General features: G+C 69.4%; 12 protein-coding genes. 6 read left to right on the top strand and 6 right to left on the bottom strand.

Translation table 11 applies throughout. The annotated features are described in order from the left end of the window. Window positions 1-127 precede the first annotated feature (127 nt). Window positions 128-994: a S8 family serine peptidase gene (locus PV646_RS08670; RefSeq protein ID WP_500340915.1), complete on the top strand. Its 867-nt coding sequence runs from the start codon at window positions 128-130 to the stop codon at window positions 992-994. Here PV646_RS08670 and PV646_RS08665 read toward each other — a convergent pair. The 4 genes from PV646_RS08665 to PV646_RS08650 form a co-directional block, all read right to left on the bottom strand. Further along, window positions 964-2955, bottom strand: coding sequence for a CHAT domain-containing protein (locus PV646_RS08665; protein WP_500340914.1), 1992 nt, complete (start codon window positions 2953-2955; stop codon window positions 964-966). The two genes, PV646_RS08670 and PV646_RS08665, sit on opposite strands and share 31 nt — an antisense overlap. Next, window positions 2952-3311 (bottom strand): hypothetical protein, encoded by a 360-nt coding sequence (locus PV646_RS08660; protein ID WP_500340913.1) that lies wholly within the window; start codon window positions 3309-3311, stop codon window positions 2952-2954. Before PV646_RS08660 ends, PV646_RS08665 begins: the two co-directional genes overlap by 4 nt. Next, complete coding sequence (locus PV646_RS08655) at window positions 3308-3838, bottom strand: RNA polymerase sigma factor (protein WP_500340912.1); 531 nt, start codon at window positions 3836-3838, stop codon at window positions 3308-3310. The genes PV646_RS08660 and PV646_RS08655 overlap by 4 nt, the downstream gene beginning before the upstream one ends. 96 nt (window positions 3839-3934) lie before the next feature. Further along, window positions 3935-5098 carry a pyridoxal phosphate-dependent aminotransferase gene (locus PV646_RS08650; protein ID WP_500340911.1) on the bottom strand — a complete coding sequence of 388 codons (1164 nt, stop codon included), beginning with the start codon at window positions 5096-5098 and terminating at the stop codon, window positions 3935-3937. A gap of 120 nt (window positions 5099-5218) precedes the next feature. Here PV646_RS08650 and PV646_RS08645 point away from each other — a divergent pair, with 120 nt between their 5' ends. Continuing rightward, window positions 5219-6361, top strand: coding sequence for an RNA-guided endonuclease InsQ/TnpB family protein (locus PV646_RS08645; protein ID WP_500340910.1), 1143 nt, complete (start codon window positions 5219-5221; stop codon window positions 6359-6361). A gap of 121 nt (window positions 6362-6482) precedes the next feature. Next, complete coding sequence (locus PV646_RS08640) at window positions 6483-7730, top strand: DUF445 domain-containing protein (RefSeq protein WP_500340909.1); 1248 nt, start codon at window positions 6483-6485, stop codon at window positions 7728-7730. On the opposite strand, the gene PV646_RS08635 is transcribed toward PV646_RS08640, so the two are convergent. Continuing rightward, on the bottom strand, window positions 7703-8188 hold the full coding sequence (locus PV646_RS08635) for a CGNR zinc finger domain-containing protein (protein WP_500340908.1): 486 nt from the start codon (window positions 8186-8188) through the stop codon (window positions 7703-7705). The genes PV646_RS08640 and PV646_RS08635 overlap by 28 nt on opposite strands. Before the next feature lie 86 nt (window positions 8189-8274). On the opposite strand from PV646_RS08635, the gene PV646_RS08630 reads away from it, so the two are divergent. From PV646_RS08630 to PV646_RS08620, 3 genes are read left to right on the top strand one after another with little or no spacing between them, the layout of a single operon-like run. Continuing rightward, window positions 8275-8799, top strand: coding sequence for a PadR family transcriptional regulator (locus PV646_RS08630; RefSeq protein WP_500340907.1), 525 nt, complete (start codon window positions 8275-8277; stop codon window positions 8797-8799). Then, a complete protein-coding gene (locus PV646_RS08625; protein ID WP_500340906.1) occupies window positions 8796-9470 on the top strand; it encodes an ABC transporter ATP-binding protein in 675 nt (224 codons plus the stop codon). Before PV646_RS08630 ends, PV646_RS08625 begins: the two co-directional genes overlap by 4 nt. After that, window positions 9467-11701, top strand: coding sequence for an FtsX-like permease family protein (locus tag PV646_RS08620; protein WP_500340905.1), 2235 nt, complete (start codon window positions 9467-9469; stop codon window positions 11699-11701). Before PV646_RS08625 ends, PV646_RS08620 begins: the two co-directional genes overlap by 4 nt. Here the strand turns inward: PV646_RS08620 and PV646_RS08615 are convergent. Continuing rightward, complete coding sequence (locus tag PV646_RS08615; RefSeq protein ID WP_500340904.1) at window positions 11637-13655, bottom strand: NACHT domain-containing protein; 2019 nt, start codon at window positions 13653-13655, stop codon at window positions 11637-11639. The genes PV646_RS08620 and PV646_RS08615 overlap by 65 nt on opposite strands. Window positions 13656-13673: the final 18 nt, after the last annotated feature.

Here is a 13673-nt window from a genome sequence, read left to right as displayed (position 1 = left end):
ACCAACTCGGCGCGAAACACCCGGAAGGGCGGTCTCGTGCGGCTGTCCGTGTTGCCCTGATCAGGCATGAACACCGTCAGTGTCGTCATCGGATCGAGTGACTTTGCGCCTCAGTCCCCTGTGGACCGTGTCGCGGCGGGGGATGGTGTCCGATGTGGACGCGCCGAAGCAGGTCAACAGCCTCTCTGAGCTGGTCGATCACGTCTCCCGCGAGCTGGGCCCCGTGGTCGTGCATGATCAGGCGGGGTCAAACGAGTGCTTGCTCCGTTCGGGGGAACTGGTGGTGCTGCCAGCGGACGCACCCACTGTGCGCAAGCGTTTGCGAGGCGTCTACTCGCACGAGGAGATCGTTGCGGGTGTCATCCGCATGCACCTGAAGGCCTCCGAACGAACGCGCGTCGTCGACATCGCCGTGGACGTGGGCGCGACGCCGAACCACGTCCACTTCGCCTGCCCCATCATGATCGGCACCTCCCGCCCGGTGATCGGCGAGCGCATCCCGGAGTTGCTGGGCGAGGGCACGGTGGCGTTGCTCGACACCCCTCTCGACGCCCCGCACGGCTCGTTGGTCGCCGGTGTCCTCCGCCACCACGGCGCCTCTGTGCGTCCGTTCCCCGTCCTGGGCGCTTCGGGTTTCGGCGACGACCTGACCCTGGCCGCCGCTCTGCGCGCCACCCGTGACCTGCCGATGGTGCTGGTGGCGTCCGGCACCTACTCGTTCGACGACGAGTGCCCGCCGGTGCTGGCCTCGTGCGGTCGCAACGTGGTGGCCGCGGCGGGCAACGGCGGTTCCGCACGCCCGTGGTGGCCCGCCGCGCTGCCCGCGGTGACGGCGGTGGGTACGGCGGCTCCGTTCTCGGGCCACGGACCTTGGGTCGACGTGGTCGCGCCCGGCGTCGACGTGCCGGCCACGGTCGGGACCGCGCAGCAGCTGTGCACCGGCACGTCCTTCGCCGCCGCTCTTCACGCCGCGACCCTCGTGCCGGTGCCGTAGCAGCTGAAGCCCAGGTGGGCGACCGCTCTCGCCGCCTCCGCCGGGTGGGCGATCCTGCGGTGGACTTCGGTCATCGCCTCGCTGACCAGCGCATCCGGCACGCGGAGGGTGGTGGCGATGACGGCTCTGGTGCCGGCGTCCAGGAACGCGCGGGCGAGGCCCGATTCGCAGGCCGACAGGACGACGACGTCGGGCGGGTTCTCGATCCTGGCGATGTCGTAGCCGTAGAGCGGGCCGTCCGCCAGGTCGACGTGGGAGAACAGAGGGTTGTCCGGGTTGACGTGCCCGTGCGCCGCGATGTGCACGACCCCGGCGCCCTCCAGTGCCCTGAGGGTCGACTCCACAGTGGACTTGACGATCATGCCGCCGTGTTCCCGCTGGAGCGCGGGCACTTCGTCGGTGGGCAGTCCGGGGCCGGTGACCCACACTCGGTGGCCGGGGTGATGGGAGGGCCTCCAATGCCGTAGCGACGGGATGACGTGGACCCGGCGACCGAGCGCGGCCCACGGCATCTGGTCGAGCACACCGTCCGGGATGACGACGACCTCCTCCGCGTCCGGCAGCAGGTCGGAGGTGACGGGACGGCCCGCCTGCAGCGCGAGTGTGGCCGTGCGGACGAGTTCGGCGGGGTCGGGAACCACGCGCAGCCGGGCGCGGCCGTTGATCACCGTGACCGCCTTCGTCTGTCCTTCGTGGACGATGAAGCTGACCAGCGGCAGGTCCGGTGTCGTCGTGGTCGCTCTCGTGCGAGCGGCGGACGCCAGGGTCAGCCTCCGGACGTCCCGTTCCCTGGCCTCCAGCGGCAGTCCGAACGCCTTCGCCCGCCGCAGCTCGCTCAGGGCCTGGGTGAGGCCAGGTTCGTTGGGAGGCAACGGAACCGAGGCCCGATGGTGCTCGGACCAGTGCAGCACCTCGCGAGCGGTCCTGGCGATCCCGAGCGCGTGCCCGGTCAGCTCGCGCCGGGGCCAGTCGCCGTGGTGTTCGTCCAGCAGCCTGAGCCCGGCCCGGCACGCGGCCAGCGCACCTCGGCGATCCGACCGCCGGGCCTGCGCGAGCCATCCGAGTGCCCGCGTCTGCACCGGCCCGCGAAACCTGTGCGCCGCAACGGCGTCGAGCTTCCCGGCGGCCAGCATGAACTCGACGTCCGAGCCACCCAGTCTCCTCGCGGGCCCGGGATCCCCGTCCCGCAACGCACACCGCGCACTCAGCACGGCCAGCTCCGGCACGTGCCTGTTGCAACGACCCAGCAAAACCATCGCGGGCGCCAGCACCCGTCGCGCCTCCGCCGTGAGCCCGGCGGCGAGCAGTGCCTCGGCCCTGTCGACGAGTGCCTCTGGCCGGCTCGTCGAGTCGAGGCCGGTCTTCGCGGCCTCCTCGTACCTGCGCAGGGCGAGTGGCAGGTTGCCGGCGAGCATCGCCACGAAACCCCTGTTGTGCAGGCACATCGCCGCCCGCCCTGGTTCGCCCAACGCCCGCAACAGCGTCTGGGCCGCAGTGAAGTCGGCTTCCGCCTGAGCGAGCTTCAACGCGGAGCAGCGCGCTATCCCGCGTCCGACGAGCGCGTTGGCCAGCCACCGCTCGTCGCCGTACCGGCGCAACTCCCTGATGACCGCCGTGAGTTCGGCGATCGCCAGCCGGGGCTCCGCCGAGCAGAGGTGCAGCCCGCGCAGGCACCGCGCCCGCGCCAGTTCCCCGCCGCGCAGGTGAGGTGTGGCGAGGTCGAGGTGCTGCAGGCTTTGCGTGCGGCGCCCGCGATCCAGGTCGATCCACGCGAGCGTGAGGTGGAACCGGGCCTCCCCGGTGAGCCGCAGTCCGCGCCGGGCGAACCGGGCGGCGACGTCGAGGTGGCCGAGTTCGACGTGGGCCACGCTCAGGTCGTGCAGGGCGTCGGCGCGCTGGTCTCGGGTGCCGCGGACCTCGGTCGTGGCGATGGTGGCCTGAGGATCGGCGCTGGCGCTCATGCGACGAACCAGCCCGTCGTCATGCCGAGCGCGGGCACCGTCACGCACACCGGGCCCGGCCTGACGGTCGTGCGGAACCACCCCTCGGCGTCCGGCTGCAGCGCCTGGACGCAGGACGGCGAGTGGACCTCGACGGCGAGGCCGCTGTCGTCCAGCACGCCGGTCAGCCGGCCGGAGTCGACCCGCAGGTGCAGGCGGCCGGTGCCGAGGTGGAACACCAGCTGGTGGGAGGGGCCGCGGACCGGTTCTTGGACGGCCTCCATGGGTTCGAGGCCAGTCGGGCTCGGGGTCAGGGCAGGTGGTGGGGTGTCCGAGCGGAACAGGTCGGCGATCTCGTCGAGCAGCGAGTCCCTCATCGCAGGCCCTCCACCTTCCGTCGCAGGTCAGCGAGGCAACGGCTGCGGGTGGAGCCAACGCTCCCCAGCTTCATCCCCAGGGCGGCGGCAACCTGTGCATAACTCAGTTCGGGGCTGTGGGCAGCGATCCGCAGCAGTTGCTGGCAGCGTTCGCTCAAGGTCATCAGCGCGGACCACAGGCGGCGCTGCCGATCGTGGGTGATCGCGACCTCGTCGGGGGTCGGCAGGGCGGATTCCGGTTCCCACAGGTCGTACGAGACCTCACGGCCACGGGTGCGCAGGACCGTCAGCGACTGGCGCGTGGCGGTACGGACCAGCCACGCCCCGAGACGTTCGGGTTCGCGGAGGCGTGTCAGGTGTTCTGCCAGGCAGAGCCAGGTGCACTGGTAGACGTCGGCGGAGTCGGCCTGGCTCAGGCGGAACGATCTGGGCACCGACCAGACCAGGCGCGAGTAGCGGTCGACGAGGGCGTCCCAGCCCGAGAGGCCGGAACGCCACGCCACGAGAACCTCTGTGTTCGAGTCCATGCCATTTGGAGTCGAACTCCGGCGCGGAGGCTCCACACCTCACCCGAAAGTGGGTTGTCCACAGGTGTGGAGAAACTCATCCACACCTGTGGACAACTACAGCTTGTGGAGGCGTTCCACGGCTTCGTCGATCACGGCGTCCTGCTTGCAGAACGCGAAGCGGATCAGGTGCTTCCACTGCTCGGGACGGTCGGTGAACACCTGGACGGGCACGGCCGCGACACCGATCCTGGCCGGCAGGTCGCGGCACAACGCCAGGCCGTCGTCGTAACCCAAAGGCCTGACATCGGCGCAGATGAAGTACGTGCCCTCGGACGACCGCACCTCGAAACCGGCTGCCCGAAGACCCTCGGCCAGACGCGCGCGCTTCGACGCCAGCGAATCGCGCAGCGACGTGACCCAGTCCAGTTCGGCGGTCAGGGCGTGGGCGACGGCGGGCTGGAACGGGGCACCGCCGACGAAGGTCATGAACTGCTTGGCCGCACGGACCGCGCCGACCAGTTCGGAGGGACCGCAGACCCAGCCGATCTTCCAGCCCGTGCAGTTGAACGTCTTGCCCGCGCCGGAGATCGACAACGTCCGCGACGCCATCCCGGGCAGCGAGGCCAGCGGGATGTGGACGAGCCCGTCGAACACCAGATGCTCGTAGACCTCGTCGGTGATCGCCAGCAGGTCGTTCTCGACGCACAGGGCCGCGATCGCTTGGAGCTCCTCCAAGCGGAACACCGTGCCGGTCGGGTTGTGCGGCGAGTTGACCAGGATCGCCCGCGTCCGAGGCGTCACCGCGGCGCGCAGGGCGTCCACGTCCAGCGCCAGCCGGCCGGACGCGTCCTCGCGCAGACCGACGGTCACCCGCGTCGCACCCGCCATGGCGACGGAGGCGGCGTACGAGTCGTAGTACGGCTCGATCAGGATCACCTCGTCACCGGCCTCGACCAGCGCCAGCAACGAGGCCGCGATCGCCTCGGTGGCACCGACCGTCACCAGGACCTCGGTGTCGGGGTCGTAGGAGAGCCCGTACCGCGAGCGGTGGGCGGCGACGGCGCGGCGCAGCACCGGCATGCCGGGACCCGGCGGGTACTGGTTCACACCCGACCCGATCGCCGACTGGGCCGCCGCGAGCATCGACGGCGGACCGTCGGTGTCGGGGAAACCCTGACCGAGGTTGACGGCGTCGTGCCGCACGGCCAGCGCCGTCATCTCCGCGAAGATGGTCGACGTGAACGGCTGCAACCGAGGAACTAGCGCTGGTACCCGCACAAGGCAGGATCTTCACCTGTATCGCGTGCCGAGGGAAGTGCAGCCCCTCTGAGTGTGAGAAATCAACGTGTCGACTGGCCCGGCGAGCGTTTCATCGAACGTATGTTCCATACTTGCTGAATGAAGGTCGTGGTGCAGGTTCGCCTGTTGCCCAGCGCGGCGCAGGCTGCGGCGCTGGCCGCGACCCTGCATGTGTGCAACGCCGCCGCGGACCGTGCATCGCAGATCGCATTCGAGTGTGGCGTGAGTTCTCGAAATGATCTGCAAAAGCTGGTCTACCGAGACATGCGGGAAGCTGGGCTCGGAGCTCAAGCCGCCGTGCGGACGGTGAAGAAGGTTGTTGACGCCTACGCCAGCGTGAAGGCGAGGATCCGAACCGGGAGCCTGGCCGGTGCGCGCAGGGTGAAGGCCGAAGGAAAAGCGATCAGGTTTCGCGAGTGCGCGGCGCAGCCGTTCGACGACCGCATTCTTTCGTGGCGCTTTGACGCCATGACTGTGTCGATCTGGACTGTGGTGGGCCGAGTGAAGGGGCTTTCCTTCCTCGGGCACCCCGAGCAACTCGCGTTGCTTCGTTCGCATCGGCAGGGGGAGTCCGACCTGGTGCTGAGATCTGGCAAGTGGTTGCTGATCGCCACCTGTGAGGTGCCGGAACCCGAGGCCTCCGCGCCGGGCGATTGGCTCGGAGTGGACCGCGGGATCATCAACTTGGCCACCACGTCGGATGGTGAGAACTTTCAGGGCCGCAGATTGATGAGGTACAGGCGGTGGCACGCGCGAAAGCGCATTGAGTTGCAGGCGAGGCGCACCAGAGCAGCCGTCCGTCGTCTGCGCCGGCGGGCCCGCCGGGAACACCGTCATGCGACTCAGGTCAATCATGAAATCGCCAAGAAGTTGGTGGCTGTCGCGCAACGCACCGGGCGCGGAATCGCTCTGGAGGACCTGAGCGGAATTCGTGATCGGGTACGGCCTCGCCGCGACCAGCGAGCCACCCACTCTTCCTGGCCGTTCAGGCAACTCGGCACGTTCATCGAGTACAAGGCGAAGCGGGCTGGAGTCCAGGTGATCACCGTGGACGCCCGTTTCACCTCCCAGATGTGCCCGGGATGTGGTTTCACAGCTCGCGACAACAGGTTGAGTCGCGACTGCTTTCGCTGTCGTCAGTGCGGCCTCGCTGGGCCAGCCGATCACGTCGCCGGGATCAACGTGCGCAACCGCGCACGCTCGGCGTGGGTACCTGTCGACGTGCCCGAACCGGCCGCCTGAGCGCGAACGGTTGATGCGGCCCCGTCCACGGCAGCCAGTGGTGGGCGGAAACGCGATCCGGAAGTGGAGCTGAAGCGGCAAGCTCAGCACCTGGATCCGGAAGTTGACGGACAATGGCGTTGTGGAGCAACTGACCGCCGCTGACCAGCAGAAGCGCACGGACCTGCGCAAGATGAAGCTCGTCGCGACGAGCTTCCTGATAGGCGCGACGGTGATCTTCTTCGGCACCCACGCCTTCGAGGGTGCCTGGGTCGGCTACGTGCGGGCCGCCGCGGAGGCCGGCATGGTCGGCGCGCTCGCCGACTGGTTCGCCGTCACCGCGCTTTTTCGCAGGCCACTGGGGTTGCCGATCCCGCACACCGCGATCATCCCCGAGCGCAAGAACATGTTCGGCCAGACGCTCGGCGACTTCGTGGGCGTCAACTTCCTGAGCCCCGAGATCGTGCAGGACAAGCTGCGCCGGGCGGGCATCGCGGAACGGGCCGGCGCGTGGATCAAGCAGCCCGAGAACGCCGAACGGATCACCAACGAGCTCTCGAACGTCATCAAGGGCGCGATCACGGTCCTCAAGGACGAAGAGGTCCAGGCCGTTCTCGAGCAGGCGATCGTCAAGCGGGTGACCGCGAGGCCGTGGGGGCCGCCGCTCGGCAAGCTGCTCCAGCAGGTGCTCACGGACGGCGCGCACCACAAGCTCGTCGACCTCATGTGCGACCGCGCCTACGAGTGGGTGCGCGACAACTCCGACAAGGTCAGCCTGATCGTCACGGACCGCGCGCCGACGTGGTCGCCCAAGTTCGTGGACGCGCTGCTCGGCGACAAGGTCTACGCAGAGCTCGTCAACTTCGCGTGGGCCGTCAAGACCGACGTCAACCACCCGATGCGGCTGGCCGTCGACCAGTTCATGATCGAGTTCGCGACCGACATGCAGAGCGATCCGGTCACGATGCAGAAGGCCGAGCAGGTCAAGCAGCAGGTGATCAACCACCCGGACGTGCAGAAGGTGATCAGCAGCGCCTGGGGCACGGCCAAGAAGATGCTGATCGACGCCGCCGAGGACCCGTCCAGCGAGCTGCGCAAGCGCGTCACGCAGGGGCTGATCACGCTCGGCACGAACCTCACCGACGACCCGGAGCTGCGCGCCAAGGTCGACGGCTGGCTGGAGCAGGCCGCCGGGTACGTCGTCGGCAACTACCGCGCGGAGATCACCACGCTGATCACGGACACGGTCGAGCGCTGGGACGCCGAGGAGACCTCGCGCAAGATCGAACTGCAGGTCGGCAGGGACCTGCAGTTCATCCGGATCAACGGAACGGTGGTCGGTGCGCTCGCCGGCCTGGTGATCTACACCGTGGCCAACGTGCTGTTCTGAGCTCTGGTTCGTTTTCGGAAGGTGCGGGCCTTCTCGCGGTTCCCGCAGACCTGCATCGAGCACCAGGTGCGCGAGCGGTTGCGCGAACGGTCGAAGAACGCACGTTGGCAATCATCGGCTGGACAGATCTTGAAGCGTTCCCACGAGCCGAGCACCGCGAGGCGGGCCGAGGCGGCGAGCACCGCGCCGAGCGCGTCCGAGCTCGACAGCACCGGGACGCCGTCGGTGAGCTCGATGTGGACGACGCCCGCTGCCGTCTGAGGCCCTGAGGACCCCTCGATGGACGACCTCAGCGCCGCACGAGCGGCGCGCGCCTGCGCGATTTCACTGCTCCGCCCGAGGCCGCGCTCGGTCACCCATGCGCGCCAGGAGGCTTCACTGTCCAGTACGTGTCGAGTGTTCAGGAAGTCGAGCAGCAGCTCGACGTCGTGATCCCAGCCGACAGTCAGACCAGTCACCCCACCACTGTAGGCGCCACGGCGGTCGCCCGTCAGTGCATCCGATGACTACATCGGGTGTATACACCGTGTGTATAGTGCTCCGCATGGCGATCGGACACGCACTGTTGGGCCTGCTGGAAGGCGGTCCAAGGCACGGTTACGACCTGAAGCGCGCTTATGACGAGCGTTTCGGTCAGGACCGGCCACTGGCGTACGGACAGGTGTACTCGACCCTGTCGAGACTGCTGAAGAACGGCCTCGTGAGCGAGGCGGGCGTCGAGGCGGGTGACGGCCCGGAGCGCAAGCGGTACGCGATCACGGACGCCGGGGTCACCGACGTGGAGCGCTGGCTCGGCACACCGGAGAAGCCGGAGCCGTACCTCCAGAACACCCTCTACTCGAAGGTTGTGCTGGCCCTGCTGTCCGGCCGCAGCGCGACCGACGTGCTCGACGTCCAGCGCTCGGCGCACCTGGGGACCATGCGCGAGCTCACCAGGCGCAAGGCGGACGGCGACCTCGCCGACCAGCTGATCTGCGACTTCGCCCTGTTTCACCTCGAAGCCGACCTGCGGTGGCTCGAACTGACCGCGGCCCGCCTCGACAAGCTGGCCGTGGAGGTCGGGAAATGAGCCTGTTGGTCGCGCAGGACCTGCACAAGTCGTTCGGGAAGACGCACGCGCTCGAAGGGGCCGGTCTCACCATCCGCGCCGGCGAGATCGTCGCGGTGATGGGTCCTTCCGGTTCCGGCAAGTCCACGCTGCTGCACTGCATCGCGGGCATCCTGCCGCCGGACTCCGGTGTGGTCCGCTACGGCGACCGCGAGCTCACCTCGATGTCCGACCGCGAGCGCAGTGAGCTGCGGCGCACCGACTTCGGGTTCGTCTTCCAGTTCGGCCAGCTCGTGCCGGAACTGACCTGCCTGGAGAACGTGGCGCTGCCGTTGCGGCTGAGCGGGAGGAAGCGCAGGGACGCCGAGCGCCTCGCGAAGGACTGGATGGCCAAGCTGGAGGTCGACGGCGTCGCGGACCAGCGGCCCGGCGAGACGTCCGGCGGCCAGGGGCAACGCGTGGCGATCGCCCGTGCGCTGGTCACCGATCCGAAGGTGATCTTCGCTGACGAACCGACGGGCGCGCTCGACTCGCTCAACGGCGAGAGGGTGATGCACCTGCTCACGACTGCCGCACGGGAGACCGGTGCCGCTGTCGTACTGGTCACGCACGAGGCCCGTGTCGCCGCCTACTCCGACCGCGAGGTCGTGGTGCGGGACGGCAAGGCCAGGGACGCGGAGTTCGCTCGATGAAACAGGTGATCGGCGATCTGGCCCTCGGCGTCCGGCTGGCTGTCGGGGGCAGCCGGAAGTCGTGGGGCCGGCTCGTGCTGCAGGGCGTCGGCATCGGGCTGTGCGTGGCCGTGCTGCTGCTCGCCGCCGCGATCCCGAACGCGCTGAAGGTGCGCGACGACCGGGCGGACTCCCTCAACGAGGTCGAGCAGGGCACCGGACCGGCGCCGTTGCTGCTGGAGAAGATGTACGTCCACTTCCGTTCGCTGGACATCCCCGGCAACTACGTCAACGTGCGTGCGGAGAACGCCCCGGTGCCGCCGGGGCTCGAGCGGCTGCCGCGGGACGGCGAGATCGTCGTGTCACCGGCTCTCGCGGAGTTGCTCACCTCACCGGACGGCGGACTGCTCGGGCCGCGGTTCCCGCAGAAGGTCATCGGCACGATCAGCCAGGCTGGCCTGGTCGGCCCGCACGACCTCCTTTTCTACGCGGGCGACGCCACGATCACCGAGCAGGAGGGCAACAGGGTCTACGCGTTCGGGCAGTCCTACCAACGCCAGGGCCTCGACCCGGTGCTGTGGATGCTCAGCCTGGTCGGCATCGTCGTCCTGTTGTTCCCCGTGCTGGTGTTCGTCGGCGTGGCGACCCGGCTCGCGGCGGCCCAGCGCGACCGCAGGCTCGCGGCGTTGCGGCTGGTCGGTGCGGCCGCGAGCCGGGTGCGGCTGATCGCGTCCGGTGAGACGCTGGTCGGCGCGCTCGCCGGGCTCGTGTTCGGCATCGGGTTCTTCTTCGCGGCCCGGCCGCTGGCCGACGACATCTCCGTCGCCGAGGTCGCGATCTTCCCCGCCGACCTCCTGCCCACGCCGGAACTCGCGGCGCTGGTGCTGGTGGCCGTGCCGGTGCTCGCGGTCCTCACGTCGCTGTTCGCCATGCGCCGCACGATCATCGAACCGCTCGGCGTGGTCCGGCACCAGAAGCCGGTGCGGCGCAGGCTGTGGTGGCGCCTCGTGCCGACGGTCGCCGGAATCGCTTTGCTGGTCAGCCAGTTCGGCGCCATCGGCGACAAGGACTCGCAGTTCCAGTTCTACGTGATCGCCGGTGTGGTGCTGCTGATGCTGAGCATTCCGGTGATGCTGCCGTGGCTCGTGGAGCGGGTCGTGAACTGGATGCGCGGTGGGACACCCGCGTTGCAACTCGCGCTGCGCAGGCTTCAGCTCGACGCGGGCACGGCGGCGCGGGTCGTCGGCGGGGTGGGCGTGGTGCTCGCGGGCACGGTGACGCTGCAGGTCATCATCGCGAGTGTGGAGAAGGACGTGGTCGCCGAGGAGAAACGGGACGTGGTCCACAACTTCGTCGCGTTGACGCCCAAGGAGGAATTCGACACCGCCGCGATGAGGGACGCGGTGGCGGCCAGCAAGGGTGTGCGGGCCGTGCACGTGCTCGACCGCACCTTCGCGAAGCTGCCGGACGGGCGCACGACGAACGTCTCCGTCGGCACGTGCACGGCGCTGAAGGCGCAGGCGGAGGTCACGGACTGCACGGACGGCAAGGCGTACCTCGTGCGGTTCTTGCGGGGCTCGGCCGACGCGGAGTCCGGCCAGGTGGTCATGGTCGAGGGCAAGAGCGCGTGGACCGTGCCCCGGCTCGAGGAGGTGCCCGGCATCTCGGCCGGCCTCTTCCTCACCCCGGCTGCGGCCGAGGGCCTCGACCTTTCCGCGGGCACACCCCAGTTCCAGGCCGAGCTGGACCTCGCGGTGCCGGACGCCGCCGAGCACATGCGCAACGCCATCGCCCCGTACAGCTGGCGGGTGCACGCCTACTTCTACGGCCAGGACGACACGGCCGAGGTCGAGCTGATCTTCGACGCGGTCCGGCGGGCACTGATCGCGGGCTCGGTGCTCACCCTGCTGCTCGCGGGCGCGTCGTTGCTGGTCATGGCGTTGGAACAGGTGCGGGAACGACGGCGTTCGCTCGCCGTCATGGCGGCCAGCGGAGTGCCGCGCGGCGTACTCGCGCGGTCGTTGGTGTGGCAGAACGGCGTGCCGCTGGTGTTGTCGACGGCGATCGCGGTGAGCACCGGTGTGCTGCTCGGCGTGATGGTCACGCGGGTGTTCGACGCCGAGGTCGCCTACGACTGGGCGGGCATCGCCACGCTCACCGGCGCCTCGGTGGCGCTGGTGCTCGCGGTCACTGCTCTGACGTTGCCTTCGCTGAGAAGGGCGACCGGAGCACTTGGCCTGCGGACCGAGTGATCACCTCGTGCTCTGCCAGGCGGTCCTGCACCAGTCCGTGACGGAACTGGTAGCAGGCTCCCGCCCGGCAGAGCACGCCGAGCTTGCGCGAGTCCTCCAGGAAGACCATCAGCTCCCAGGGGAGTTTTCCGCGCAGTGCCAGCCAGATCCGCGCGACGGTGAACCACCACCAGCGCAGGTGCAGGACGGCGAGCGCGAACCCGAGCATCAGCCCGGACGCGAGTCCCAGCCCGACCATGCCGGTCTGGCCGGGACCGAACACCAGTGCTGCCGCAGAACCGAAGACCACGGCCAGCACGAGAGATCCGGTCCACACGGCGATCCGGTCGCGCGCCATCGTCCACAGAGGACTGGAGGCTTGCGAGAGCTCGGCGGCGCTCGACAACGCGAACCGCAGCGCGATCGCCACGGCCATGCCGAGGCCGACCACGAGTCCGGCGGAAAGTCCGTACAGGGCACCGAAGACCAGCCCGGCGGCGAGCCCGAGCACACCAGGTACGAGCAGCAGACTGCGCGCGATTCCCAGGCGTGGCTTGGCTTTGCGCTCGTGCGAGGCGGTCAGTGCCGCCGCGCCGACGCCGATGCCCGCGACCAGGCCGGTGATCGGGGCGAGTGACGGCGTGATCGAGTACGCCATCAGCCAGCCGACGCCGAACCCGCCGATCGCACCCAGCACCAGCGCGCCGAGCAACGCGAGCCACGTGTTGCCGACCGACCGGCGCAGCTCCCACCAGGCCAGTTCGCGGATGCCCCGGTCCCGCATCTCGTGCGCCAGGAACTCGAGCCACTTGCGGGCGCGGTCGCGGGGCCAGACCTGCGTGGCCTTGGCGTGGTGCGCGAACGCCCTGTTGCCGAACGCCCGCGACACCAGTTCGTCGCAGAGGTGGTCGGAGATCGACCGCGCGTCCGGGAAACGGCCGCGGTCGAGCAGTTCGGTCGGTTCGGCCTCGCTGTCCGCGTAGACCATGCTGGCGAGCCACATCGTGAGCGGCGTGGACAACGCGTCCGCGAGCCTGCCGTCCGGTTCCTCGCGCAGCTGGATGAACACCGGCTCCCAGCGCGCCGCACCCCAGCTGTCGGCGCTCGCCCGCAGGTAGGCCGCGACCTCGTCCAGGTCGAGCGGGGCCAGTTCGACGACGTCCGCGCCGGGGAGCGGACCGGCGAGGCGGACGGCCGAAGCGAACTCGTCCGTGCGGCATGTCAGCACCATCGGCCGCTTCGCGGGGAAGGCCTTGGCGATCCTGGAGAGAGCGTCCGCGCGCTGGTGGGCGGGGATGTCGTCGAGGCCGTCGAGCACGGGCAGCACCAGGTGCTGCTCGATCAGCAGATCACCGGCGTAGCTGCCGTACAGCTCGGTGTTGCGCAACGCCGGATGGTCCTCGTACAGCCTGCGCGTGAGCCACGTGCGGATGTCCTCGACCGCCGGGTTCCACGTCGACAGGGGCAGCAGGACGGGCACCATGCCGCCGTCGTAGCGGTCGAGCAGGCCGCACGTCAGCAGCATCGCGACCGTCGACTTGCCGGTGCCGGCCTCGCCGATGATCACCATCCGCCGGTTGATCTGCCGTTCGAACGCGCCCACGACCGCGTCGCTGCGTCCGGGCGGGGCGTCCGGCTCGTCGCTCACGTCCAGCTCGGGCGCGATCCAGTGCAGGTCGAGCACGTCCGGGTCGGTGAGGCCGCGCGAACGGACCTCCTCGTTCCACTGCGCCTGCAGGCCGACGGCGAGCGCCCGGCACGCCGCGTCGAGGTGCTCGTCAGTGCTCAGCGCGGCGTTGTGCCTGCGCCGGACCCACGGGTCGAGCAGCGCCAGGAAGCCCAGGAACGCCACCGCGAGCACGATCAGCCACAGGTGCGGGTTGATGCCGTGGTCGGTCACGAACAGCCCGGCCGCGGTCAGCAACGCGGTCAGCACGCAGCCGGTCAGCAACGCCTGCTGACGGAATCTCGACATGCGTCGAATCATGACGCA

The organism is Streptomyces sp. ID05-26A, from assembly GCF_033794685.1.
GTDB lineage: Bacteria > Actinomycetota > Actinomycetes > Mycobacteriales > Pseudonocardiaceae > Lentzea.
This window is presented reverse-complemented; position numbering and strand designations above follow the sequence as displayed.